At 63.9% G+C, this 26,197-nt stretch carries 20 protein-coding genes; 3 read left to right on the forward strand and 17 right to left on the reverse strand.

The features are described from left to right. The 17 genes from DUPY_RS19670 to DUPY_RS19750 form a co-directional block, all read right to left on the reverse strand. Window positions 1-3,689 (reverse strand): MG2 domain-containing protein (locus tag DUPY_RS19670; RefSeq protein ID WP_267875830.1); only part of this gene is annotated, 3,689 nt, incomplete at its 3' end. 64 nt (window positions 3,690-3,753) lie between these two features. Next, complete coding sequence (gene rlmD / locus DUPY_RS19675) at window positions 3,754-5,094, reverse strand: 23S rRNA (uracil(1939)-C(5))-methyltransferase RlmD (RefSeq protein ID WP_070250327.1); 1,341 nt, start codon at window positions 5,092-5,094, stop codon at window positions 3,754-3,756. Between the two features lie 89 nt (window positions 5,095-5,183). Beyond that, the gene (rpoS, locus tag DUPY_RS19680) at window positions 5,184-6,179 is read right to left on the reverse strand and encodes an RNA polymerase sigma factor RpoS (RefSeq protein WP_070250329.1); all 996 of its coding nucleotides are present in this window, start codon (window positions 6,177-6,179) and stop codon (window positions 5,184-5,186) included. Window positions 6,180-6,218: 39 nt separating this feature from the next. Then, window positions 6,219-7,208 carry a peptidoglycan DD-metalloendopeptidase family protein gene (locus DUPY_RS19685; RefSeq protein WP_070250331.1) on the reverse strand — a complete coding sequence of 330 codons (990 nt, stop codon included), beginning with the start codon at window positions 7,206-7,208 and terminating at the stop codon, window positions 6,219-6,221. 39 nt (window positions 7,209-7,247) lie between these two features. Beyond that, a complete protein-coding gene (locus DUPY_RS19690) occupies window positions 7,248-8,111 on the reverse strand; it encodes a protein-L-isoaspartate(D-aspartate) O-methyltransferase (protein WP_070250333.1) in 864 nt (287 codons plus the stop codon). Continuing rightward, window positions 8,108-8,845, reverse strand: coding sequence for a 5'/3'-nucleotidase SurE (surE, locus tag DUPY_RS19695; protein ID WP_070250360.1), 738 nt, complete (start codon window positions 8,843-8,845; stop codon window positions 8,108-8,110). Before surE ends, DUPY_RS19690 begins: the two co-directional genes overlap by 4 nt. A gap of 76 nt (window positions 8,846-8,921) precedes the next feature. After that, complete coding sequence (locus tag DUPY_RS19700; protein ID WP_070250334.1) at window positions 8,922-10,907, reverse strand: KGGVGR-motif variant AAA ATPase; 1,986 nt, start codon at window positions 10,905-10,907, stop codon at window positions 8,922-8,924. A 20-nt stretch (window positions 10,908-10,927) separates the two neighbouring features. Continuing rightward, window positions 10,928-11,533 (reverse strand): toll/interleukin-1 receptor domain-containing protein, encoded by a 606-nt coding sequence (locus tag DUPY_RS19705; RefSeq protein ID WP_070250336.1) that lies wholly within the window; start codon window positions 11,531-11,533, stop codon window positions 10,928-10,930. A 222-nt stretch (window positions 11,534-11,755) separates the two neighbouring features. Then, window positions 11,756-13,900 (reverse strand): DNA repair helicase YoaA, encoded by a 2,145-nt coding sequence (yoaA, locus tag DUPY_RS19710; protein WP_503826036.1) that lies wholly within the window; start codon window positions 13,898-13,900, stop codon window positions 11,756-11,758. A 25-nt stretch (window positions 13,901-13,925) separates the two neighbouring features. Continuing rightward, on the reverse strand, window positions 13,926-14,126 hold the full coding sequence (locus DUPY_RS19715; protein WP_008450659.1) for a YdcH family protein: 201 nt from the start codon (window positions 14,124-14,126) through the stop codon (window positions 13,926-13,928). A gap of 75 nt (window positions 14,127-14,201) precedes the next feature. After that, window positions 14,202-14,903: a hypothetical protein gene (locus tag DUPY_RS19720; protein ID WP_229255435.1), complete on the reverse strand. Its 702-nt coding sequence runs from the start codon at window positions 14,901-14,903 to the stop codon at window positions 14,202-14,204. Window positions 14,904-14,922: 19 nt separating this feature from the next. Further along, window positions 14,923-16,020 carry a cell division protein ZapE gene (gene zapE / locus DUPY_RS19725; RefSeq protein ID WP_070250340.1) on the reverse strand — a complete coding sequence of 366 codons (1,098 nt, stop codon included), beginning with the start codon at window positions 16,018-16,020 and terminating at the stop codon, window positions 14,923-14,925. 71 nt (window positions 16,021-16,091) lie between these two features. Further along, the gene (lpdA, locus tag DUPY_RS19730) at window positions 16,092-17,522 is read right to left on the reverse strand and encodes a dihydrolipoyl dehydrogenase (protein ID WP_070250343.1); all 1,431 of its coding nucleotides are present in this window, start codon (window positions 17,520-17,522) and stop codon (window positions 16,092-16,094) included. After that, complete coding sequence (locus DUPY_RS19735; protein ID WP_070250345.1) at window positions 17,515-17,850, reverse strand: PspC domain-containing protein; 336 nt, start codon at window positions 17,848-17,850, stop codon at window positions 17,515-17,517. Before DUPY_RS19735 ends, lpdA begins: the two co-directional genes overlap by 8 nt. 109 nt (window positions 17,851-17,959) lie before the next feature. Beyond that, window positions 17,960-19,192, reverse strand: a complete 1,233-nt coding sequence (gene odhB, locus DUPY_RS19740) for a 2-oxoglutarate dehydrogenase complex dihydrolipoyllysine-residue succinyltransferase (protein WP_070250347.1) — start codon at window positions 19,190-19,192, stop codon at window positions 17,960-17,962. 70 nt (window positions 19,193-19,262) lie between these two features. Continuing rightward, window positions 19,263-22,115, reverse strand: coding sequence for a 2-oxoglutarate dehydrogenase E1 component (locus DUPY_RS19745; protein WP_070250349.1), 2,853 nt, complete (start codon window positions 22,113-22,115; stop codon window positions 19,263-19,265). Between the two features lie 302 nt (window positions 22,116-22,417). Further along, the gene (locus DUPY_RS19750; RefSeq protein WP_070250352.1) at window positions 22,418-23,338 is read right to left on the reverse strand and encodes a LysR family transcriptional regulator; all 921 of its coding nucleotides are present in this window, start codon (window positions 23,336-23,338) and stop codon (window positions 22,418-22,420) included. A 101-nt stretch (window positions 23,339-23,439) separates the two neighbouring features. Between DUPY_RS19750 and DUPY_RS19755 the strand changes: the two genes are divergently transcribed. Genes DUPY_RS19755 through DUPY_RS19765 form a run of 3 tightly spaced genes read left to right on the forward strand, consistent with a single transcriptional unit; the run spans window position 23,440 to window position 26,099 of the window. Further along, on the forward strand, window positions 23,440-24,306 hold the full coding sequence (locus tag DUPY_RS19755; RefSeq protein WP_070250354.1) for an MBL fold metallo-hydrolase: 867 nt from the start codon (window positions 23,440-23,442) through the stop codon (window positions 24,304-24,306). A 60-nt stretch (window positions 24,307-24,366) separates the two neighbouring features. Next, the gene (locus tag DUPY_RS19760; protein ID WP_070250356.1) at window positions 24,367-25,689 is read left to right on the forward strand and encodes a leucine-rich repeat-containing protein kinase family protein; all 1,323 of its coding nucleotides are present in this window, start codon (window positions 24,367-24,369) and stop codon (window positions 25,687-25,689) included. Window positions 25,690-25,721: 32 nt separating this feature from the next. After that, window positions 25,722-26,099, forward strand: a complete 378-nt coding sequence (locus tag DUPY_RS19765) for a BlaI/MecI/CopY family transcriptional regulator (protein WP_070250358.1) — start codon at window positions 25,722-25,724, stop codon at window positions 26,097-26,099. Window positions 26,100-26,197: the final 98 nt, after the last annotated feature.

A 26,197-nucleotide genomic window follows, 5' to 3' on the forward strand; every position in this document is an offset into this window, starting at 1 on the left:
CCCCCCTTCCCGCCGCCACCGCCGGCCGCCACCGCCTTGCGGCCGAAGTGGCGCTTGCCCACCACCTGCATTTGCGCGGTGGCCGTCTGCACTTGCAATGCGCGTTGCTGCATCATGGCCTCGAGCAGGTTCCAGCTGGTGTTGGGCATCAGCTCCAGCAGCCCCACGTCCACTGCCGCCAGCGCCACTTCGGCGCCAGCCGGCGGCGCCGAGCCGTCGGCGCGCGTGACCCGCACCCTGACCTTGGCCCTGTCGCGCACCTTGTACACCTGCCGGTCGGTATCGACCCGCACTTTCAGTTCGTTGGCGGCCCAGCCCACCCGCACCGGCGCGATCCCGAGCTTGTAGGCGGGCTTGCCCAGGTCCACCAGCGCGGTCGGCTGCACGCCGGCCACGCGGCCGCGCACCACCAGCGCCGACACGTACACATTGGGCGCATAGCCGGCCTTGATCGGCACCGTGAACACCGGCGCGCTGCCCGACAACGGCCGCACATAACTGTCGATCACGCCCTCGCGCTCCACCGTCACCAGGGCGGTCGCCTCGCGGAACGGCATCCGTACCTGGAAGCTGGCGCTCTGTCCCGGCTCGTAGCGTTTGTGATCGGGCAGCAGGTCGATGCGGTCGTTGTCGGTGGCCTCGAACCACCAGTCGTTGCCGTCGGCCACCCAGGTTTCGCGGTGGGCGGTGGCCACGCGCTGCTGCGCATCCTGCGTTTGCGCCCGCAGGATCAGGTTGCCCGCTGCGGGCGCCTTGACCTGGCATAGCAGCAGGCCCTTGGCGTCGGTACGCCCCGCGCAGGCGCGGCCCAGTGCCTTGACTTCGCTGCTGCTCTCGTACGCGTAGAAGCCGCCCACCAGGCGGCGCCGGTGCGAGGTCGACTCGCGCTGGAAGAAGTCCACGGAGACCGGGGCGTCAGGCACCGGCTTGCCTTGCAGGTCGAGCACCACCACCTGGAATTTCAGGGCGTCACGGCTGAGCACCCAGTTGTCGGGCGCAATGCCCACCACCACGGCCGCCGGCCACAGGTTCACGCGGGTGGCGGCCGACAGGGTTTCGCCGTTGGCGTCCTGGTACGACAGCTCGGCCGCCAGTTCGCGCGGCACCGTCACTGCCGGCAGCTGGTCGATGGTCACGCGCGCACCGCCGGCCTTGTCCAGCGTGAGATTGCGGGTGCGCACCGCACCGCCGACAGCACCGGTGCTCGCTTCGGCTTCACCGTCGTCGAATACGCCCTCGTCATCGTTAAACGCGCCGCCTTTGCGTTCCACGCCCACCTTTACGTCACCATTACTGAAGGTGAAGTCGCCATAATCGTCGAAGCTCACCGCCTTGTCCTGCACCATGGTGCGCAGCTGCACCGGCGCGTCGCCGGCGCCGCCGCCGGACAGGTAGCTCAGTTGCACGTCGAGGTCGAGCGCGGCTACTTGCACCGCCGGCGCCTTCGGCCCCTGCAGCAGCGCCTTCATGGTCGGCACACGGAACTGCTCGACGCGGAAGCGGCCGGCCACGCGGCCGCCCACCAGCACCTGGTACCAGCCCTGGCGCGCGTCGAGCGGGATGGTCCAGTTGTTGGCGGCGCTGCCGTTGGTGCGCCACACCAGCGGCAGCTCGTAGCGCTGGTCGCTGCCCTCGTGGATCACGAACATGCTGGCTGGCAGCGACTTGTTCGGCTCGAGCGCAAAACCGTGCATGACCTTGCGACGCTGGAAGTGCTTCATGTGCACCGTCTCGCCGGCGCGCAGCAGGGTGCGGTCGAACACCGTGTTGGCGATGACGTTATCGGCGCCGGTGTCTTCGGTGGGCAGGTTGAAGCGCCAGCTCTCGATGCCGCGATCCCATTTCGACAAGGTGAACGTCATGTCGGCGCCGTGGCGTGCGCTGACGAACAGGCCTTCGCGACCCTGGCACACCGGTTCCGCCAACTCCCGGGCGATATTGGCCACGCCGTCGTTGTTGGTGCCGCCCTGCCACAGCAGCTTGCCGGCGCAATCGCGCACGGCCACCTTGGCGCCAGGTACTGGCAGTCCTTTGTCGAGCGACGTCACCCACACCAGCGACGACTGCGCGCCGCGTTTGAAGTGGGCCACCAGGTTGGTCACCAGCGCAGCCGAACTGACGTACGCGGTCTGGCGCTTGCCCGACAAAGCCTGGCCGAGGCGCGGGCTGGCCAGTTCCACTACGTAGAAGCCCGGCTTTTTCAGGGGGATGCCCACCACCTCGAACTGCTGGCGGCCGCCCGGCTTGGGCATGGTAAAGCGCTGCACGCGGTCGGCGCTGCCGTCCTTGACTTCGAAGCCGGCCAGCAGTTGCTGGTACATCTGATCGCCGTACAGTTCGCGTGGCTCCCAGCCGCCGTTGCCACTCATGCGCCCGAGCCAGCGCACGATCTGCCGGTCCTGCTGCTCGTCGGTGGCGCCTTCGTTCACGCGCAGCGACGCACCTTCGATATCGACCGCAGCCAGCCTGGCGGCCAGCGCCGCCTCGACGTTGCGCACGGTGACCGGCAGCAGCTTGTCGCCCTGCGCCTCGATAATGCCGAAGCGCGCCGGGAATTTCACCAGCGGCGGCTGGGCGTCCGTGTTGACCGTCATCGGAAAGCGCGCGGCGTTGAGCAGCGCACGGCCGGCGTCGTCCTTCAAGCCGGCGGGCAGCGCCAGGCGCAAGCTGCTGCTCGCCGGCAGCGGGCCGACAAAGCTGATGTGGTCCACGTAGTCGGCCTTGGCCTGGTATTTTTCCGCCACCGCCTTGAAGACCTTGCCGCCGGGGCCGGTGAGCGTGGCGGCCAGCGCATCGGTGCGCCGTACCGGCGCCGAAAAGGAGACCCGGGTGGGCAGAAACGGCAGGCACCCAGCCTTGGGCGCAAGCCGCTCGCAGGTGAATCTGGCGGTGAAGTCGGGCCGGACGCTAAATGCCAGCACCTGGTCCTGGCGCGTGGCGATGCCGTTGGCGGCAGCCATGCCAGCGCCCCACACCAGCGACATTTTCGCCTTGGCCGGCAAGGGCCGCTGGCATAGCAGCACCACCAGCGGCAAGCGTTCCAGGCGTTTATCCTTCACCGCCATGTCGGCATGCCACACCACGCCGCGCGCCTTAAAATACAGCAACAGGTAGCGCCTGGTGAAATCCTTGCGCAGCGCCAGTATCTGTTCGCGCTCGGCGCCGGCCAGGATGCGCACGCCGATCTTTTCGTTGATGCCCTCGGCGCGGCACCACGCGTGCTGCGCCACGGTGGCGTCGCGCGCGGGCGCGTCGAGGCCGAGCACGAAAATCTGCCGCTCGTCGATTTGCGACCCTTCGTACGGCAGCATCTGCGCCACGGCCGGGCCGCCGGTATCGAAACCGAAGCGGCGCTCGCCGGTGACCGGCTGGCCGGCCAGGTCGCGCGTCTCTTCCTTGACCGTGAAGCTGCACGCCACACCGGCCGGCAGATCGCGCTCGAAGTCGTAGCTCCAGTTGCTGCCGTCGATCCAGCGGCCGTTGCCCGGTTCGGCGCAATCGACGGCGAACGGATCGCCCAGGCGCATGTCACCGAGCGGCACCATCTGGCCGCTGAAACGCGCAGTCACCTGGCGCACGCCCTTGACGGTGCCAGTGGGAGAAAATGCGGTGACGGTGGTTTGCGCGAAGGAGACGAGCGGCAAGCCGCAGAAGGCGGCGACGCCGAGGAAGCGAAACAGGGAACGCATGCAAGCTCCAGTGCTGAAGTAGTCAGCCCAGTGTTGCAAACGCTCCTGTCAAAGTCAATTACATTTACGAAGCGAGATTAAATACCGCCATCGACTCCACGTGCGAGGTATGCGGGAACATGTTGACCACGCCTGCCTTGTCGAGCACATAGCCGGCGCCGACCAGGATGCCGGCGTCGCGCGCCAGGGTGGACGGGCTGCACGACACATAGACCAGCCGTCGCGGCAGCAGGTCGGCGCGGGTCTGGCGCAGTTCCACCAGAGCTTCGCACAATGCAGCGGCGCCGTCGCGCGGCGGATCGATCAGCATGCGGTCGAACTTGCCCAGTTCGACCAGGTGCTCTGCCGTGACCAGGAACAGGTTGCGGGTGTAGAACGTGGTCTTGTCGGACAGCCCGTTGGCCTTGGCGTTGTCGAGCGCGCGCTCGGACAAGGTGGTGCTGCCTTCGATGCCAACCACTTCGCGCGCCTGGGTGGCCAGCGGCAGGGTGAAGTTGCCGAGGCCGCAGAACAGGTCGGCCACGCGGTCTTGCGGCTGCACGTCCAGCAGGCGCAATGCCTTGGCGACGAGCACGCGGTTGATGTAGTGGTTGACCTGGGTGAAGTCCACCGGCTTGAACGGCATCTTGATGCCGAATTCCGGCAACAGGTAGTGCAGGTCCGGGCCCAGCGGGTAGTACGGCGCGGCGGTTTCCGGGCCCTTGGTCTGCAGCCAGAACTGGATGCCGTGCTGGTCGGCGAACGCCTTGACCTTGACTTCATCGTCGGCGCTCAATGGCGCCATGATGCGTAGCACCAGGGCGGTGACGCCCTCGCCGATCGCCACTTCAATCTGCGGGATCTGGTTGTACAGCGACAGCGAACCGATCAGCGCGCGCAACGGCAGCAGCAGGTCGGAGACATGGCGCGGCAAAATCTCGCAGCTCTGGATATCGGCCACAAAGGCCGAATGCTTTTCGTGGAAGCCGACCAGCACCGTGTCTTTCTTGACCACGTGGCGCACCGACAAGCGCGCGCGGTAGCGGTATTCCCAGGTGGGGCCGTACATCGGCCGCATCACGGTCAGCGGTTTGACTTTGCCGATGTGCCACAGGTTATCTTCGAGCACGCGCTGCTTGATCGCCACCTGCGCGGTCGGTTCCAGGTGCTGCATCGAGCAGCCGCCGCACATATTGAAGTGCGGGCACTTCGGCTGCACGCGCATCGACGATTCGCGGTGCAGCGTGGTCATGCGGGCCATTTCCCAGTTCTTCTTTTTCTTGAAGGTCGTGAAGCTCACGCTTTCACCGGGCAGCGCTCCCTCGACAAACACCACCTTGCCTTGCGAACCGTCTTCGTTTTCCAGGTGGCCGACGCCGTTGGCGTCCATGCTGAGCGATTTAATCTCGAGAATGGTATCTTGCATAAAATTCTAATAGGTAGAGGAACGCCGGCCCGTCCGGGCACGCCGGGGGCGGTGATGGCACAGGGCCGATATGATAGCAGAAGGGTGAACTACAGCAGCGAATCGCGGACCACGCCGCGCGCCGCCATCGCCCGTTTGAGCTTGATCAGGGCTTCCTGCTGGATCTGGCGCACGCGCTCGCGGGTCACGCCCATTTCCTCGGCCAGGGTTTCCAGCGTGGCCGGATCGTCGTTGTCCAGACCGAAACGGCGCATGATGACGATGCGCTGTTTATCGGGCAGCTTGGTCAGCCAGTCGCGCATCAGCACCGTCATTTCGTGGTGTTCGGCGCGGGCGTCGGGACTGTCGTCGCTGTCGCCGGGCAGCAGGTCCATCAGCGACGATTGCGGGTCGTTGTCGAGCGGTGCGTCGAGCGAGGTGGCGTGTTCGGACAAGGCGAGGATGTCCTGCACCTCTTCCACCGGGCGGCCAACCAGCGCGGCGATGTCCTCGGCGGTGGCGTCCTTGCCGTCGTGCTGCTGCGCTTCGAGGTGGTATTTGCCACGCAGGATCTGGTTCAGTTCGCGCACCATGTGCACCGGCAGGCGCACCGTACGGGCCTGGTTCATGATGGCGCGCTCGATGCTCTGGCGTATCCACCAGGTGGCGTAGGTGGAAAAACGGAAGCCGCGCGCCGGTTCGAACTTGTCGATGGCGCGCATCAGGCCGATGTTGCCTTCTTCGATCAGGTCGAGCAGCACCACGCCGCGATTGATGTAGTGTTTGGCGATCGACACCACCAGCCGCAGATTGTGCTCGATCATGGTCTGCCGGGCGGAAAAATCGCCAGCCTTGGCCAGGGTGGCATAGTGCACTTCCTGCGGCGCGGTGAGCAGCGGCCGGGTGCCGATCTGGTTCAGGTAGTGCTGGGTGGTGTCGGTGGACAGTTCCGCCGCCAGCACTTTTTTCAGTTCGTCGACCGGCTCGAGCACGGTGCCGCCAACTGCACCCCCATCTTCCGCGACGTCTTCCTCATCGGCGTCATCGTCGCCCTGAAAATCTTCCGGGACGTCGTCATCGAGCGGATCGTGGGGCGTGTTTGTCATGGCTCGGCTCGGATCATTTCAACACTGGTCGGACGACGGTCAGCGGGGCGGCAGGAACTTCGACGGATCCACCGGCTTACCCTGCTGGCGGATCTCGAAGTGCAGCTTGACCGAGTCGGTATCGGAGTCGCCCATCTCGGCGATCAACTGTCCCTTGGTCACGCTTTGCCCTTCCTTGACCAGGATGGCGCGGTTGTGCGCGTAGGCGGACAACAGCGTATTACTGTGCTTCACAATCACGAGATTACCATAACCACGGATGCCGCTGCCGGCAAACATGACTTTTCCGGCCCCGGCCGCCACCACGTGCTGGCCGGCCTTGCCGGCGATGTCCACGCCCTTGTTTTTACCTTCGTCGAAGGTGGCGACCACGCGCCCTTCGGCCGGCCACATCCAGGAAAGTTTTTCATCCTCGGCGGTCAAGCCCGGCGCTGCGGCAGCCACCGGAGGACGTGCGGCTGGCGGCGTGGTGGTAGTTGTCGTGCTGGCGGCGGCCGGAGGGATAGCCGTTGCAGGCCTGGTGGCCGCCGCTGCCGGGGCGTCGCCGTCAGGGCGTTGCAGTTCGGCCAGGGTAGCGTCGGTGTACGGACGCTTCTCGCCCTTCGGCCCGGTCTTGCGCGCGACCGCAGCCGGCGCGGTGGCCTTGTCGCTCGGGGGCATGACGATGGCGGCGGTTTCCACGCCATTGCCGTTGGATGCACCGTTGCCGGCGCCGGATTCGGGTGGCAGCACGCGCAGCACCTGGTCCACCTTGATGTCGTTGGGATCGTTGAGGTTGTTCCAGGTGACCAGGTCGCGGTAGTTCTGGCCGTATTCGAGCGCGATGCGGATCAGGGTGTCGCCCCGCTTGACCGTGTACAGGCCGCGCTCGTCGCGCGACACTTGCGCGGTCTGGCTCGGCGTGGCTGGCTTGACGGCCGGCCGTGCGACGGGACGGTCGATGACGGGGGCTTGACTCGGGGCGGTGCTGCAAGCGCTCAGGAACGCCAGCGCCAGGCTCAATACGAGCAGATTGCTTTTATTAGTCATTCTCATCTTAAATTCAGTAGTGTTGCAGCGGCCGGATCGTCATACGGTGCCCGCACGCAGCGGCACAAAATGGCAATCCTCCAGCGTTTCGCTGGTCCATTCCGCTTTGCCGGTGCGTGTGATCAGCACCAGTTGCTGCGTCCTGTCGCCCACCGGCGCGACCAGTCGGCCGCCCACGGCAAGCTGGTCGAGCAAGGGCTGCGGCACCTGCAAACCGGCAGCAGCGAGGATGATGCCATCGAACGGCGCCGCTTGCGGGAGCCCAAGCATACCATCTCCGTAATGCAAGCGTAGATTCGGCACGCGCAGGGGGCGCAGGTTGTTCTTGGCCAGTTCGTGCAAAGGCTTGATGCGCTCGATCGAAAATACCTCGTGCGCCACGCATGCCAGCACTGCTGCCTGGTAGCCACAACCGGTGCCGATCTCCAACACGCGCTTGAGCTGGCCACCATTGCGCAGCACCTCGATCATGCGCGCGACGATGTACGGCTGCGAGATGGTTTGCTGGTGACCGATCGGCAGCGACGCGTCGATATACGCTTGCGACACCAGCCCCTGGTCCATGAACATGTGGCGCGGCACGGTGGCCAGCGCGTTCAGCACGACCTGGTCGCGCACGCCCTGCTTGGCCACGCGCTGCGCCATGGCGTGGCGGATCGCATCGGACACCAGCGGCCGGTCGCGGCTGACTACCGGTTGCGCCCGTTCCTGGGCATAGCCATGCGACTTCGAGGGCATGGCCACGGCGGCGGGACGATGCTGGCCCGGCACCGGCACGTGGCGGGCGGCATTCTGGGTAGCGGTCTGGGGGGTGGCCACGGGGGCAAACACCGGCGCCTTCCTGGCGCCCTTGTCAACCACGGACGATAGAGGCAAAGGAAAGCTGCGGGGTTTGTCGCTCATGCCAGGCCTTTTTCGAGTGCGGCGAGTTGCGTTTTGTGGGTCAGGTCGATTTGCAGCGGCGTGATCGACGTCTTGCCCTGGGAGACGGCATGAAAATCGGTGCCCTCGCCCGCGTCCTTGCACGCGCCCGGCGGGCCGATCCAGAAGATTTCGCGGCCGCGCGGATCCTGCGAGCGTATCACGGGTTCGGCCTGGTGGCGACGGCCGAGCCTGGTGGGAGCCACCTGGCCCAGTTGGCCGTAAGGCAAATTCGGAATATTGACGTTGAGCAGATACGGGCGCGGCAGGGTCTCGAAGTACCGCATCACGATATCGCGTGCATGCAAGGCAGCGTCGTCGATATGCTCCCAGCCCCACGAGCCTTGCGAGAACGCCATGGCCGGGATGCCGAACAGATAACCTTCGGTAGCGGCCGCCACGGTGCCGGAGTACAGCGTGTCATCGCCCATGTTGGGGCCGTTGTTGATGCCGGAGACTACCAGGTCGGGCCGGTAATCGAGGATGCCGGTCAGGGCGATGTGGACGCAGTCGGTCGGTGTGCCGTTGATGAAATAAAAACCGTTGTCGGCGCGCTGGACCGACAACGGCCGGTCCAGCGACAGGGAGTTGGACGCCCCGGAGCGGTTGCTGTCGGGCGCCACCACCACGATATCGGCCACCGGCGCCAAAGCCTTGGCCAGGGCGTTGATGCCCGGCGCCAGGTAGCCGTCGTCATTGCTGATCAGGATTCTCATGGCGTAGATTTTACCTGAAGCAACGCCATTGCTGCGCATCTTGCCCACCATGCGAGCAACAAATACTTGCTTTGCCCTACCCAGCCTTGTGCGCAACGTAGGCCATACCGCCCGGGGTCAGGCCCCGTACCGGGTCGGACCCTGCCAGGGTGTGCGGGGTCAGCGCGCGCAAGTGGAACGGCCGCGCCAATGCATCGCCATAATCGTCCATCGCCGCATCCTGGTGCAATTCCGGCGATGTTGCCGCGCCCGGCAGCGCCGCCGCCTGCTGCGCCACGCCATCGAGCAGCGCCTGCGTGCGGCGGGTATCCGGATGCTCGGCGCCCAGCCGGCCCGCTTGCGCCCGAAACACCGCGTCGAGCAGGCGGCGGGCGCCATCCAGGTCGCGCGCCACCACCAGCGTACGCGCCAGCGCGGTCTTGCTGCGCAGGGTGTCGGCATGTTCGGCGCCTAGCGTGCGCTTGCGCGCGGCCAGCACTTGTTCCTGGGCCTGGCGCGCATGGTCGATATCGCCGCGCTGGAACAGCAGTTCGGCGCGCGCGGCCTGGCAGGCCAGGGTGAGCAGGTGTTCGGGGCCCAGCCGGCGCAAGTAGGCATCGAGCACGCTGTCCTGGATGTTGAGCGCTTCCGCGGTACGGTGCTGCTGGGCCAGCGTGGCGGCCAGGTTGGCGCGCGCGGCCAGGGTGTCGAGGTGTTCCGGCCCCAGCATGCGCTCACGCGCGGCGATCACGCCCTCCTCCAGGAATTGCGCTTCGTCGAGCTGGCCTTGCATGCGCAATACACCGGCCAGGTTGCTCTTGCTGGTTAGCGTGTCGAGGTGGTCGTCGCCCATGGAACGCTGGCGCAGCGCCAGGCTTTCTTCGAAGCAGGCGGCGGCCTGGCGCAGCCGCCCTTCCTGCCGGTACATCTCGCCCAGCAGGTTGAGGTCGCGCGCCAGCGGCTGCGACAGCGCCCGGGCGCCGATGCCGGCCTCGCCGCCGCCCTGCTCGAGGGCGTGGCGGGTGTCGGCCACGGCGGACAGCAGGTGGATTTCGCGCGCCGATTGCCAGGGGAAATAGCCGGGACCCAGCCAGTCGAGAAACGCTTCGAAGGTGCGGGTGAGCGAAAAGCGGTCGCCGCCCTGGTCCATGCGCACCGCCAGTTGCTCGCCGTAGGCGAAGGTGCGGGTCTGCTGCAACTGCACTTCGTCGAAATACGAATCGAGCGAGACGTGCGGCAAGCCGTAGCAGTCGCGCATCAGGCGCTCGAAGATGGGCTGGTAACCGATGATGTGTTGCTCGGGGGCGCCGCGCCGCCACTGCGCGCGCTGGGTGCTGTCGCCCATTTCGATGCGCGACGGCAGCGGGTACACCAATAAGGGGCGCTGCTCGTCCTCGTGGCTGCTGCGATAGGCGGCTGCGCGTGACACCAGCGCCTCGACTCCCTCCAGGCTCTGGCGGTTGGGAGTAAACACCACCACCAGCTTGCGCGGCAACAGCGTGGTGCAGATGCCGGCGCTGTCGGTGCGGCCCGTGCGCGAATCGACCAGCACGTAGCGGAAATGGCGCGCCATGAGATCTGCAAAGCAGCGGAACAGCGCCGGGCAACTGTCGAACAGGTCGTCCCAGTGCATGGCGGCCAGCCGTTCGCCGTAGGTGTCGTCGAAGCGGCCGGAGCGCATCAGGTACAACTGGCTGCTCTGGTCCACCCGGCTGACGTATTGCTGCCAGCCGACCGCCGCCAGCACTTCGTTGGCCAGCGCTTCGCCTTCGGGCGCCGCGCTGTCGGTCGCGGCATCGGTGCCGGCGCTGCGGTGGCGCCGCCCCAGCTGCTCGCGGCAGGCTTCAAACAGCTCGAGCACGCCGGGCCGCTCTTCGTGCAGGTCGAAGTAATGGTGCAGGCCTGGCGCCTCCATGTCCCAGTCGATCATCAGTACCGGCGACGTCGAGTTGTGCTGGCGGGCCAGCAGCACCGCCAGGTTGGACAGGGCCATGGTGCGCCCGGTGCCGCCCTTGTACGAGTAGAAAGTGACAACTTCACCGCTCTCACTGAGCGGCGGCAAGGACAAGGAAACGTTTTCCATGGCAAACCCTTTTTTAAACCCTAACGAGGGAAATGTGGCGGCGGAATGGCGCGCCATTCCGGTGGGATGTCCGGCATGACAAAACGACCACAGTCATGCCCCGGCGGTGTGCAGCGCTTCAGATGATGGTAGTGCGCGGCGATGCGATCGACGATCCTGGCAATTTCCGGCAGGTAGTCGGGGTTGTTTTTGAGATCGCCGCTGGCCAGGGTGTAAGTGGAAAAATCGACATACATGCCGGGACCGGAAATCTGCGGCGGCAGGTTGAAGGGGTGGCGCGTCATGATGACCGGGATGATCAGGTGACTGGGCAGGTCGTACCACTGGCGCCGCTCGGCCTCGATCAATTGCATCGCAGCAAACTCGCGCCGGGTGTAGGCATGGGCTTCGTACTTGGGCGTATAAATGAGGATCATGCACACGCTCTCGCACAGCGCGCGCGCAATCCTGCCATCGAGGTCGTCGCCGCCGCCCAGCTGTTCGCTGTCGACAAACAACTCCTCCTCGTTGTCGAAGTGCGGCTCCAGATAGCACTTCATGGCCTCGACCAGGTCGTCCTTGAACTTCTTCATGTGCGCGTGCTTGCCGTGGGCATAGCTGAAAAAACAACCGTGGCGGATCGTCATGACATCCTCCGTTCCTGCTCCACAAGGCAGCAGCATTTAACCAACTCTAAACATCCACTCGACAGTGACTTTGCGCTGGCACAAACGGAATCAAGCCTGAAAATGGCGGCTACACGCCAATATTTAGCTTATTTATCACGAGAATGAGGCACGGAAAGGTATGAACGGAAAGAAAGGAAAGCGGGCGCACCGGACAGCGCACCCGACAGGAAAAACCGGAAGTTACGATGTTTCGGCAGGGGGCTGGTTGAGCTTTTTGAAAAATTCCAGCACTTCCGTCGCTTCGCGTGTGCGCTTGAAGGACGGCAAGCTTTGCCAGATGCGGCGGCCATACGGCTTGGAGATCACGCGCGGGTCGCACAGCATCAGCACGCCCTTGTCGTTGACGTCGCGGATGAGCCGGCCGGCGCCCTGCTTGAGGTTGATGATCGCCTCGGGCAAAGTGTGGTGCATGAAGCCGTTCTTGCCCTGCTTTTCCATCACCTCGATGCGGGCGGCCAGCACCGGATCATCGGGCGGCGCGAACGGCAGCTTGTCGATGATCACCAGCGACAAGGCGTCGCCGCGCACATCGACGCCCTCCCAGAAACTCTGGCTGCCAACCAGCACGCCATTGCCGGCCTTGCGGAACTGGTCGAGCAATTCGGTACGGCCACGGTCGCCCTGGATGAACAGCGGGTACGGCAAGCCGCGCTTCTCGAACTCGTCGCGCAGGCGCTCGGCCGCGCGTTTCACGGCGCGCAAGGTGGTGCACAGCAGGAAAGTCTTGCCGCCGGCGGCCTCGATGATCGGCAAAGCCAGGTCCAGCACGGCGTCCGTATAACCCATGGAATTGGGATCCGGCAAGCCCTGCGGCACGTACAAGATGCCCTGCTCTTCGTAATTGAACGGGCTGGGCCATGTGCGCGATGGCTCGTCGGCCAGCCCCATCTGTTCCGAAAAGTGGCTGAAATCGTTTTTGACGGCCAAGGTGGCCGACGTGAAAATCCAGCTGCGCGGTACGCCTTCGCGCTGGCCGGAAAAGATCGGCGCGATCGACAGCGGGGTTTTATGCAGTTGCAGCGACGAGGCGTAGGCTTCCACCCAGTACACGGCTTCCTCGCCCTTGTTCACCTTGGCCTTGGGGTCGAACTTCCAGGCGGCCAGTTTTTCCGCCAGCTCGAGGCCGCGCTGGCGGCATTGCTCCAGCGTTTCGGCGCGCATGGCCTGGGTTTCCAGCACGGCCAGCATGCCGTCCAGTTCGTCCTTCAGGTGTTGCAGGGCCGGGAAGAACTCGCTCGATGGCGCGATTTGCGGCAGCGATAGTCGCACGATGTCTTGCGGGAAGGTCAGGCGCAAATCGCGCGCGGCCTTTTCCACGACCGTGACCGTCTTGCCCCAGTCGGCGCCGTCGCGGGCGTTGGACAGGCCTTCGGCAAGTACGTCACGACACAGCTCGAGGATGTGCGAGGTCGAGAAAGTGTCGCCGAAGAACAAGGTGGCGGTATCGGGCAGCTGGTGCGCTTCGTCGAAGATGATGGTGTTGGCCGATGGCAGCAGCTCGGCCACGCCGGAATCCTTCAGGGCCACGTCGGCAAAGAACAGGTGGTGGTTGACCACCACCACGTCGGCCTGCTGGGCTTCCTTGCGGGCTTTCATTACGAAGCAGTCCTGGTAGTACTGGCACTCCTGGCCCATGCAGTTTTCGCGGGTGGAAGTGACCAGGTTCCAGACCAGCGCGTTCTCGGGCACGCGCGCCAGCTCGGCCTTGTCGCCGGAACTGGTCATCTTGAGGAACCGCGAAATTTCGCGCAGGTGGCCGACGTCGTCGCGCGAGGTCATGCGGCCGTTTTGCAGCGTGCGTTCCAGGTGATAGTGGCACACGTAGTTCGAGCGGCCCTTGAGCAGCGCGATCGAGACCGGCGCCTTCAAGGCTGCACGGACGTTCGGAATGTCACGTAAAAACAGCTGGTCCTGCAGGTTCTTGGTACCGGTCGAAACGATGGTCTTGCCGCCCCACAGCAGCGCCGGCACCAGGTAGGCGAAGGTTTTACCGGTGCCGGTACCGGCCTCGGCGATCAGGGTGGTCTGGTTGGCAATGGCGTCGGCCACGGCCTTGGCCATCTCGGTTTGCGAGCGGCGCGGACGGAAGTCGCCCACGGCCGGTCCCAGCGGACCGCCGGCGCCGAACAGCTGTTCGACTTCGGCATCGTGGATGCCGGGGGCGTGTTCGGGGGTGGCGCCTATGACAGCTGGGACGGCAGGTGCAGCGGGTGCACCAGGCACGCCGGTGCCTGGCGTCTCGGCTGCTGGCTCAACGGGACGCTTGAGGATGGGACGGCTGGCCGGCGCGGGCGAACCAGCTGGCGTGGGCAGGGCTTCGGTCAATGTGTGCTTAGTTGAGGGTCGAGGTTCAGGCAGGAACGTCGGGTACGAGTTGCATTTTCAGCAAAGTAATATGATCTTTCAGCTGCAGCTTGCGCTTTTTGAGGCGGCGCAATTGCAGCTGGTCGTGGTGGCCGTCCAGCGTGAGCATGTCGATGACCGCGTCCAGGTCGCGGTGTTCGACGTCGAGTTCAATCAGACGACGCTGGATATCTTGTACATCAGTCATGTTTCTCAGTCACTGGAGGGTTCACGGGATACGGCACGGTGCACAGTTTAATCTACCGGGGCCGCGCCAACAACCTTATTGCTTTTTGGCCGCTGCCGCAGCGGCAGCAGCTGCGGCAGCATCGGCCTTCTTCTTCTCGTCGGCCGCACGGGCCTCGGCCTTGGCCCGGCGCTCTGCCACGCGCTTGGCCACCTGCTCCTGGCGCCGCACGGCATCGGCCTGGCGCTTCTCGTAGGCGGCCACGTTGGCGGCGCGCTTGTCCACTTCGGACGCGGACTTGGCAGCGTCGCGGCGCAGGCGCTGCGCGTGCTCGGCTTCGCGTTCGGCCACGCTTTTGCCGCCCCTGGGCGCGGCCGGCTGGGCCAGATCCTCTTCGGTGCGGGCCGGCTTGGGCGGCGCAGCTTCGCGCCGCGAGAACTCCTCGGCATCCTTGCGGGCGCGCTCAGACAGCTCGGCGTCGCGCTTGGCCACCGAGTCGGCACGCTTGAAATGCTCGGCTTCCACTTCCTCGGCACGCAGCTGCGCCAGCGCCATGCGGCGTTTTTCCTTGGCCTTGTCCATGCAATTGTTGACAAAGAACTTGTCGTTGCACACGGCCTCTTCGGCAGCGAAGGTATCGGCCACCACCGCGCGGTCGCGCGCGACCCGCTCGAGCGTGGCGTCGGCCTGGGCCACCGATTGCGTGGGCGTGACGACCGGGACCGGGTCCCGGGTCTCGGCCCGGACGGCCATTGCGGTCATTGCCATCACGACAGCCATCATGATTTTCAGATTCATGCTCATACTTTTCCTGTTACTACGCCAGCGAGCCGGCGGCAGCGCGCTGCTCGCGGTCCATGTATTCCTGCGATTGCATTTCCACGATGCGCGAGACGGTGCGGTGGAATTCGTTGGCCAGGGTACCGGTCGTATATAACTCTTCCGGCTCGACCTCGGCCGACATCAGCAATTTTACGCCCTGGTCGTAGAACACGTCGATCAGCCAAGTGAAGCGGCGCGCCTCCGATGACATCGACGCCGACATTTGCGGGATTTCCGACAATATCACGGTGTGGAAGCGGCTGGCGATTTCCAGGTAATCGTTCTGCGAGCGGGGGCCGCCGCACAGCGTGTGAAAATCGAACCAGATCAGCGAACCGGTGCGGCGCAGCGCGCGGATCTCGCGCGCCTCGATGCGCACGACCGGGTCGTCATCGGCGCTTTCGGCCAGGCGCGTGTAAGCGTCGCGCAGGGCCTTGTCGGCGGCGGCGCCCAGCGGCGTGTAGTACGACTGCACCTGCTCGAGCGCACGGCTGCGGTAGTCGATGCCGGCGTCGATATTCATCACGTCGAGCTTTTCGTACAGCAGGTCGATAGTGGGCAAGATGCGGTCGCGGTGCAGGCCGTCCGGGTACAGCAGCTGCGGATCGTAGTTGGACGTCATGATGAACGACACGCCGTTGTCGAACAGCGCCTTCAACAGGTTGTACATGATCATGGCGTCGGCCACGTCCGAGATGTGGAACTCGTCGAAGCAGATCAGCCGGTATTTCTTGGCGATGCGCTTGGCCACCTCGTCGAGCGGATCGGCCACGCCGCGCAGTTCGTCGAGCTGCCGATGCACGCCGCGCATGAATTCGTGGAAGTGCAGGCGCGTCTTGCGCACCACCGGCACCACCGAGTAAAAACTGTCCATCAGGAAGGACTTGCCGCGCCCTACCCCACCCCACATGTACACGCCCTTGGGCACTTGCGGCCGGTTGATCAGGCGCTTGAAGGTGCTCGAGCGCTGGGCCTTGTAATGGACCCAGTCGTCATAGCATTGCTGGAGGCGGTCGACCGCGCGGCGCTGGGCGGCATCGGCCTTGAAATCGCGCTCGAGCAGCGCCTTCTGGTAAAACTCTTCGACGTTCATGGGTTCGCTTGTGCGCAGTATGCAAAAAAAAGGCGGACCGCAGTCCGCCGCAGTCCGCTAGTGACTATTTATTAGAAGTTCAAGGTACGCTTGTCGATTGCCAGTGCCGCTTCCTTGGTCGCTTCCGACAGCGACGGGTGCGCGTGGCAGATGCGGGCGATGTCTTCGGCCGAAGCCTTGAACTCCATCGCCACCACGGCTTCCGAGATCAGCTCGGAGGCCATTGGGCCGATGATGTGCACGCCCAAAATTTCGTCGGTGGTCGCGTCGGCCAGGAACTTGACCATGCCCGACGTGTCGCCCAGCGCACGTGCGCGGCCGTTGGCCAGGAACGGGAAGGTGCCGGCTTTGTAAGCGACGCCGTCAGCCTTCAGTTGCTGCTCGGTGCGGCCGACCCAGGCGATTTCCGGCGAGGTGTAGATCACCCACGGAATCGTGTTGAAGTTGGTGTGACCGTGCTGGCCTGCCATACGCTCGGCCACGGCAACGCCTTCTTCTTCGGCTTTGTGCGCCAGCATCGGGCCGCGCACCACGTCGCCCACTGCCCACACGCCTGGCAGGTTGGTTTTGCAGTCGTCGTCCACGGCGATGAAGCCGCGCTCGTCCAGCGCCAGGCCAACCTGGTCAGCGCCCAGGCCGTTGGTGTTCGGGGTACGGCCGATCGAGATGATCAGCTTGTCGAACTCGGCGGTGATGGCTTCGCCCTTGGCGTTTTCGTACGCCACCGACACGCTGTTGTCGCCCTTGGTGATGGCGCCGATCTTGCAGCCCAGGTTGATCTTCAGGCCTTGCTTGGTGAACAGCTTGTTGGCTTCCTTGGCGATCTGCTCGTCCACGGCGCCCAGGAAGACCGGCAGGCCTTCCAGCACGGTCACGTCCGAACCCAGGCGACGCCATACCGAACCCATTTCCAGGCCGATCACGCCGGCGCCGATCACGCCCAGCTTGGCTGGTACGCCTTCGATGGCCAGTGCACCGGTGTTCGACAGGATCAGTTTCTCGTCGAACTCTGCGCCTGGCAATTGACGGGCGTTGGAGCCGGTGGCGATGATGACTTGCTTGCCGGTGATGGTTTCATTGGCCGGGCCGGTGATGGCCAGCGGGTAGCCATCGGCACCGGCGGCGCCGGCGAACGCTGCGCGGCCGTGGAAGAAGGTCACCTTGTTTTTCTTGAACAGGTACAGGATGCCGTCGTTGTTCTGCTTGACCACGCCATCTTTGCGCTTGAGCATCTGGCCCAGGTTCAGCGACAGACCGGCAACATCGATGCCATGTTCCTTGAACGCGTGACCGGCGTGCTCGAAGTGCTCGGACGATTGCAGCAGTGCCTTGGACGGGATGCAACCGACGTTGGTGCAGGTGCCGCCAGGCGCAGGACCGCCTTTTTCGTTTTCCCAGGCATCGACGCAAGCGACCGAAAAACCCAGTTGTGCAGCGCGGATGGCAGCGATATAACCGCCAGGACCGGCGCCGATGACTACTACGTCAAATTGTTTACTCATTTTTATATGTCCAATCAGTTTCTTCTTCTGGAACGAAGATCCACAACAGAATGTAAATCGCCAGGCCAAAGCCAAAGGTCAGCACCAGCAGTACCAGCAGCACGCGCCAGATCCACGACTCGATGCCGGAGATGCGGCCCAGGCCGCCACAAACGCCACCGAGCCAGCGATCGCTGCGCGAGCGGCGCAGGCTGCCCACGTTGTCTTCGCGCGGGCGGTGCGCTTCCTGGCTGAGCAGGCGCATCTTGGCTTCGGCAAACTCGTCCTCGGTCAAGGCGCCAGCTTTATGCAGGTCGTGCAGGCGCTGGATTTCTTCCGCGATGCTCATCTGTTACCTTTGGTGTTGAACCCCTCGAAGCCTGGGGTCGGACCCCGTCGGGGTCCGACCCCGAACTACCGGGGTGGTCTGGCGAACTGCCGCATTACAAGCCGATACCTTACAGGTCCAGCAGCAGGCGGGCTGGATCTTCCAGCGCGTCTTTCATGGCGACCAGGCCCAGCACGGCTTCGCGGCCGTCGATGATGCGGTGGTCGTAGGACATTGCCAGGTAGTTCATTGGACGGATCACGATCTGGCCGTTTTCAACCACAGCGCGTTCCTTGGTGGCGTGCACGCCCAGGATGGCCGATTGTGGCGGGTTGATGATCGGGGTCGACAGCATGGAGCCGAAGGTGCCGCCGTTCGAGATCGAGAAGGTACCGCCGGTCAGGTCGTCGAGGGTCAGCTTGCCTTCTTTGGCCTTGGCGCCGAATTCACCGATTTTCTTTTCGATTTCAGCGATCGACATCTGGTCGGCATTGCGCAGGATAGGCACCACCAGGCCGCGTGGCGAACCGACCGCGATACCGATGTCGAAGTAGCCGTGGTACACGATGTCGTTGCCGTCAACCGAGGCGTTGATGATCGGGTACTTTTTCAGGGCTGCAACGGCTGCCTTGACGAAGAACGACATGAAGCCCAGCTTGACGCCGTGCTCTTTCTCGAACTTGTCCTTGTACTTGTTGCGCAGTTCCATCACAGGCGCCATGTTCACTTCGTTGAACGTGGTCAGGATGGCGTTGGTCGATTGCGATTGCAGCAGGCGCTCGGCGATACGGGCGCGCAGGCGGCTCATCGGCACGCGCTCTTCAGGACGGTCACCCAGGCTGGCTGGCGACGACGACACTTGTGGCAGCGATGCCTTGGCAGCAGGAGCGGCCAGCGGCGCGATGGCCGGGGTAGCCGATGCGGCCAGGGCGTCGCCCTTGGTCACGCGGCCGTCTTTGCCCGAACCGGCGACGTCGCCAGCGTTCAGACCTTTTTCCGACAGGATTTTTGCAGCGGCTGGCATGGCGACATCGCCCTTGCTGCCACCGGTGGCAGCGGCTGGCGCGGCGGCTGGTGCTGGAGCAGCAGCAGGAGCAACAGGAGCGGCGGCAGCGGCAACACCGTCGGTGTCGATCACGGCGATGATTTCGTCAGCGACCACGGTGGTGCCGTCGCCCTTGATGATCTTGATCAGCACGCCGGCGGCAGGCGCTGGCAGTTCCAGTACAACCTTGTCGGTTTCGATGTCGATCAGGTTTTCGTCGCGCGCAACGGCGTCGCCGACTTTTTTATGCCAGGTCAGCATGGTGGCTTCTGCAACCGATTCCGACAATTGGGGTACTTTAACTTCGATTTGTGCCATGAAAAACTCCGTATATTTGTTATTGCGGCGCCACCGGCATAGCTGGCGGCGCTCCGTCAAGAAAGGGTGATTATTTGGTCAGAATGAAGCCCTTGAGCTTCGAGAACGCCGTTTCCAGCAGGTCTTTTTGCTGGGCGTAGTGCTTGTCGTAGTAACCGACAGCTGGCGAAGCCGATGCCGGGCGACCGGCGTAGGCCAGGCGCTGGCCGGCGTCCATGCTCTCGAAGATGTTGTGCTGAATCTGGAACCATGGGCCCTGATTCTGCGGCTCGTCCTGCGCCCACACCACTTCGGCCAATTTCGGGAACTTTTTCAGTTCGGCAGCGAAAGCCTTGTGCGGGAACGGATACAGCTGTTCGACACGGATGATGGCGGTGTCGGTCTGGCCGCGCGTTTTGCGTGCGTTGATCAGGTCGTAGTACACCTTGCCCGAGCAGGCGATCACGCGTTTGACTTTGTCCGCTTCGATGGCCTGGTCGACTTCGCCGATCACGGTCTGGAAAGCGCCCTTGGCCAAATCGGTCAGCGGCGAACCGGCATCCTTGTTACGCAGCAGCGATTTCGGCGTGAGGATGACCAGCGGCTTGCGGAACTGGCGCACCATCTGGCGACGCAGCACGTGGAAGATCTGCGATGCCGTGGTCGGCTGCACAACTTGCATGTTGTTGTCGGCACACAGCTGCAGGAAACGTTCCGGACGTGCGGACGAGTGCTCAGGACCCTGGCCTTCGTAGCCGTGTGGCAGCATCATCACCAGGCCCGAAGCGCGGCCCCACTTCACTTCGCCGGAGCTGATGAACTGGTCGATCACGACTTGGGCGCCGTTGACGAAGTCGCCGAACTGGGCTTCCCAGATCGTCAGGGTATTAGGTTCTGCGGTCGAGTAGCCGTATTCGAAGCCCAGCACAGCCTCTTCGGACAACACCGAGTCGATCACGGTAAACGGCGCCTGGCCTTCGGCGATATTTTGCAGTGGCACGTAGGTGCCCGAATCCCAGCGCTCGCGCTTCTGGTCGTGCAGTACGGCGTGACGGTGCACGAAGGTACCGCGGCCGGCATCCTGTCCGGTCAGGCGCACCGCGTAGCCGGACGCGACCAGCGACGCGTAGGCCAGGTGTTCGCCCATGCCCCAGTCGAGGTTCATTTCGCCACGGCCCATGGTGCCACGGTCGCCCAGTACTTTTTCAACCAGCGAGTGGACCTTGAAGTCTTCCGGCACGGTGGTGATGCGGGTGGCCAGGCGTTTGAGTTCGGTCATCGGCACGGCGGTGTCGGCCGAGTCGGTCCATTTCTTGTTCAGGAACGGCAGCCAGTCGACCGCGAACTTGTTCTTGAAGTTGGAGATGACCGGATCGACGGTGTGCTTGCCAGCGTCCATCGCATCGCGGAACGCCGCTTGCATCTGTTCGCCGCCATCGGCTGCGATGATGGTTTGCGCGACCAGTTTGTCCGCGTACAGCTTGCGGGTGCCTGGGTGCTGGCCGATTTTCTTGTACATCAGCGGCTGGGTCAGCGCTGGCGTGTCTTGTTCGTTGTGACCGAGTTTGCGGTAGCAGATGATGTCGACAACGATGTCTTTCTGGAACTGCAGGCGGTAGTCCATCGCGATTTGCGAGGCCAGCACCACGGCTTCAGGATCGTCGGCGTTCACGTGCAGCACCGGCGCTTCGATCATCTTGACCACGTCCGAGCAGTAAATGGTCGAACGGGCGTCGCGCGGATCGGAGGTGGTGAAACCGATCTGGTTGTTGATGACGATGTGCACGGTACCGCCGGTGCCGTAGCCGCGGGTTTGCGCCAGATTCAGCGTTTCCATGACCACGCCCTGGCCGGCGAATGCTGCATCGCCGTGCACCAGGATCGGCAGCACTTGCTTGCCGAGGTGGTCGCCACGGCGATCCATACGGGCTTTGACCGAACCTTCCACCACCGGGTTGACGATTTCCAGGTGCGACGGGTTGAACGCCAGCGACAGGTGGACCGGGCCGCCTGCGGTGGAGATGTCGGACGAGAAGCCCTGGTGGTACTTGACGTCGCCGGCTGGCAGGTCGTCGCCGTGCTTGCCTTCGAATTCTTCGAACAGGTCTTTCGGCGCCTTGCCCAGGGTGTTGACCAGGACGTTCAGGCGGCCACGGTGGGCCATGCCGATAACGATTTCCTGCACGCCTTTTTCGCCGGCGCGCTGGATGATTTCATCGATCGAGGCGATGAAGGTTTCGCCGCCTTCGAGCGAGAAGCGCTTCTGGCCGACGTACTTGGTGTGCAGATAGCGCTCCAGGCCTTCGGCAGCGGTGAGGCGCTCGAGGATGTGCTTTTTCTTTTCTGCGGTGAAATTCGGGGTGGAGCGGATCGATTCGAGGCGCTCTTGCAGCCAGCGCTTTTCAGCCGGATCGGAGATGTACATATACTCTGCGCCGATCGAACGGGTATAGGTGTCGCGCAGGTAGTTCAGCAGGTCGCGCAGGGTCGCGGTCTCCGGGCCGAAATAGGTGTTGCTGATGTTGAACACGGTGTCCATGTCAGCATCGGTGAAGCCGTAGAAGCTCGGTTCGAGTTCGTTGATCGACGGACGTTCCTGGCGCTGCAGCGGGTCCAGGTTGGCCCAGCGCGAGCCGAGATAGCGGTAGGCAGCGATCAGCTGGGTTGCAGCAACACGCTTGCGACCCATTTCGGCGTCGGCGGAAGCAACCACGGTGCGGATCGGGCCCGATTTTGCGCGCTCGGCGAACGAGGCGATGACGGAAGCATGGGCGACGTCGGGCTTGTTGGTGCCATCGACTGCCGGGACGTGCTGCATGGCGTCGAAGTAGGCGCGCCAGTTGTCTGGTACGGAGCCTGGATTGTTGAGATACGCTTCGTACAGTTCTTCAACGTACGGTGCGTTCCCACCAAACAGGTAGGAATTGGACGAGGATTGTTGCATTTGTTGCTCACCTTTCTTCGCGTTTCGCGAGGAATTAGCGGGTTAGTCTAACCTTCCGCGACACGGCCTGACCGGTTAGCGGATTGCACATCAAGTTGTGGGGAAGGGCTTAAAATTTGTTCGATCACTAAAAACAGCCACTTAGCATAGCACCGGTATTGTAGCGCAACAACCGCCTGTGTTCGCGTTTGTGATTTATTTCTGCCTAAATTTACTTGGGTTAATTTTCACTTAAGTGGCGCCCATGCCGAATAATTGCTACCCGGACAGCCGGCGGGTTTTATATTTAACGGGTTTTTCGGCTATTTACCGCGAACGTTGCTTACACTTAACCATGTAGGGTCATGGGCAAACCAATCGAGCAGAAAATCGAGCATGGCGCGCAAGGCCGGCGCCATGTGTTGCCTGGAAGTATAAATTCCGTGGATGCCCATGCTTTGCGGCACGTAATCGGGCATCAGCGCCACCAGGTGCCCATCAGCGATCAGCTTTGCCACGCTATAAACGGGCTGCAGTACCACGCCAGCGCCCGCCACCGCCGCTTTTAACAACACCGTATCCTCGTTGGCCGACAGGTTGCCGCCCACCGGCACCGACACCGCCGCGCCTTGCGCATCGGTGTAATGCCACAGGCTCTTGCCGAAATAGGTGTACGTCAGGCAGTTGTGGCCGCCCAGGTCTTGCGGGCGCTGCGGCGTGCCGCGCGCAGCCAGGTAGGCCGGTGACGCGCAGGTGACCGACTCGCATTGCGCCAGCGTGCGGGCGATCAGGTTCGGTTCGAGTGCATTGGTGATGCGCAGCGCCAGGTCGATCCTCTGCTCGACCAGGTTGACGGCGCGGCTGTCCACCTGCACATCGACCGTCACGCGCGGATACTGGCGCAAGAACGCGGTAATCGCGGGCGCCAGCGTGGCCTGCGCCAGCGACTGCGAGCACGCCACTCGCAGCAGCCCTTGCGGCGACTCGACATCGTGGGCCGCCACCGGCACGGCGCCAGCCAGTTCGAGCATGGCGCGGCACCGCGCCAGCGTGACGTCGCCGGCATCGGTCAGGCTCAGGCGGCGCGTGCTCCGGTGCAGCAGGCGCGCGCCCGCCCACGCTTCCATTTCCGCCAGGTAGCGCGTGACCATGGCGCGCGACATGTCGAGCGCGTCGGCCGCCGCGATCATGCTGCCACGCTCGGCAATGCTGACAAACACCTGTGCGGCAGTGATGCGATCCATGATTCGTCCGAATTGTGCAATTAAGATGTGGAGATTACCCGATTTTTCTACCGTATCAATCAATTTAATATGGGACATCTTCAACCAACACAGAGCCCATCATGATCAAGCAAACCGTATTGTCCGCCGCCCTGGCTGCCGTCGTCATCGCCCCGGCCTTTGCCGCGCCGCTGAAACTGGAAGTATTCAACCCCGGCGAAGCGGCCATCTTCCCGGTTGCCTCGGTGCTGGTGACCGGCGACAAGGACGCAGTGCTGGTCGATGCCCAGTTCTCGCGCGGCGAAGCCCAAAAGCTGGTCGAGAAAATCCGCGCCAGCGGCAAAAAGCTCACCACCGTGTACATCAGCCACAGCGATCCCGATTACTACTTCGGCCTGGACGTGATCCACGCTGCATTCCCTGACGCCAAGATCGTCGCCACACCGCAAACCGTGGCCGGCATCGAAAAGAAAAAAGACGCCAAGGTCGCCTACTGGGGCCCGATCCTGAAAGACAACGCACCGAAATCCGTGATCGTGCCGCAAGTATTGAAGGGCGATACCATCACGCTGGAAGGCCAGAGCCTGAAAATCGAAGGCTTGAAAGGCCCGACCCCGGACCGCAGCTACGTGTGGATTCCATCGATCAAGGCCGTGGTCGGCGGCGTGGTGGTGTTCAACGACCTGCACGTATGGGTGGCCGATACGCAAACCGCCGAGTCGCGCAAGAACTGGCTCGCCACGCTGGCCGGCATCGACGCGCTGAAACCGTCCACCGTGGTGCCGGGCCACTTCAAGCCGGGTGCGCCGCTGACCCCGGCAGCCGTGAATTTTACGCGCGACTACCTGGTGCGTTTCGAGGCCGAGACCGCCAAGGCAGCCAACAGCGCGGCGCTGATCGCGCGCATGAAGCAACTGTACCCGACCGCCGGCCTCGAAGCCGCACTCGACACCAGCGCCAAGGTCGCCAAGGGCGAAATGAAGTGGTAAGTTGGTAAGGTGACCGTGACGAGATGCTAGACTGCCGGCTTTAGCATTCTCGTCACTCCCATGCACACACTTGAGCAGTTGCGCGCCGGCGCTTTGCAGGGCATCACGCGCCTGCAATTGCGCGGCGGCCTCACCGACTTCCCGCGCGAGATCTTCGACCTGGCCGACACGCTGGAAATCCTCGACCTCACCGACAACGCCCTCTCGGCCCTGCCCGACGACCTGCCGCGCCTGCACAAGCTGCGCATCCTGTTCTGCTCCAACAACCGCTTTACCGAACTGCCCTCCATGCTGGGCCGGATGCCTGCCTTGACCATGGTGGGCTTCAAGGCCAACCAGATCGAGTCTGTGCCCGCCTCGGCGTTGCCGCCTGCGCTGCGCTGGCTGGTACTGACTGACAACCGCATCGAGCAACTGCCCGACGAACTGGGCCGCCGTCCGGCCATGCAAAAGCTGATGCTGGCGGGGAATCGGTTGAAGAGCCTGCCGGACACCATGGCCAACCTGCACCAGCTGGAATTGCTGCGCCTGTCGGCCAATGGGTTCGACACGCTGCCAGCCTGGCTGCCGACCTTGCCGCGCCTGGCCTGGCTGGCGTGCGCCGGCAACCCGTGGGGCGCCGACCGCGCGCAGGCGATGAGCACGGCGCCCGCCCGCTTGATCGACTGGCGCCAGTTGACGTTGCAGCAGCGACTGGGCGAAGGCGCCTCGGGCGTGATCCGCCGCGCCGACTGGCAACATGACGGCGGCAGCACGCCGGTCGCGGTCAAGCTGTATAAGGGCGAGATGACCAGCGACGGCTCGCCGCTCAACGAAATGGCCGCGTGCGTGGCGGCCGGCCTGCATCCGAACCTGATCCCGGTGCTGGGCCGCATCACCGGCCACCCCGAACAAACGCAGGGGCTGGTGATGGCGCTGCTCGACCCGACCCTGGTCAACCTGGCCGGCCCGCCGAGTTTTGCCAGCTGCTCGCGCGACATCTACGACGACGGCAAGCGCTTCGGCTGGCAGGCCATGCTGGCCATCGCCCACGGCGTGGCGTCCGCCGCCGCCCAGTTGCATCAACGCGGCATCCTGCACGGCGACCTGTATGGCCACAACATCCTGCACGACGACAATGGACGCTGCGTGCTGAGCGACTTTGGCGCGGCAGCTTTCTACGCTCCCGCCTCACAGGCCGCCATGCCGTTGCAGCGGATCGAGGTGCGTGCTTTCGGCCTGCTGCTCGATGAATTGCTCGAGCGTTGCGATGCGCCGCCAGCGTTGCGCGCGCAACTGGCGGCATTGCACGCTGCCTGCACCCAGGCCGAGGTGGGGGCCCGGCCCTTGTTTGCCGCTATCGCTGCGCGACTGCATGAGCTCGATCAGTCTAAACAGGACTAGACAAATCGATCTAGATATTTTATTCTAGATCGATGACTACCGTACCCAAACCCACCGCTGCCGAGCTGGAGATGCTGCGCCTGCTGTTCGCGCTGGGACCGGCCACGGCCAAGCAAGTCCACGCTGCCGCGCTCGACACCCGGCCCGACATGAACTACGCCACCGTGCTGCGCCTGCTGCAAGTGATGCACACCAAGGGGCTGCTCAAGCGCGACGAAAGCCAGCGCGCCCACGTGTACGCGCCACTGCAGGAGCAGGATGCGATCCAGACCAACCTGCTCAAAGAACTGATCCAGAAGGCCTTTTCCGGCTCGGGCAAGGCGCTGGTACTGGCCGCGCTGCGCGGCGGGCACGTGAGCAAGAAGGAGCGCGCGGAAATCCAGGCGCTGCTGGACCAGGAAAAACCGTAACAAGTACCGCGTCCACGCCATTGCCACTACAATGGTGCCCCACCCGACTCCGCGCCGCACCGATGAACCACAGCCTTACGACCTGGCCCGCCCTGCCC

It is taken from the genome of Duganella phyllosphaerae, from assembly GCF_001758785.1.
GTDB classification, from domain to species: domain Bacteria; phylum Pseudomonadota; class Gammaproteobacteria; order Burkholderiales; family Burkholderiaceae_D; genus Rugamonas; species Rugamonas phyllosphaerae.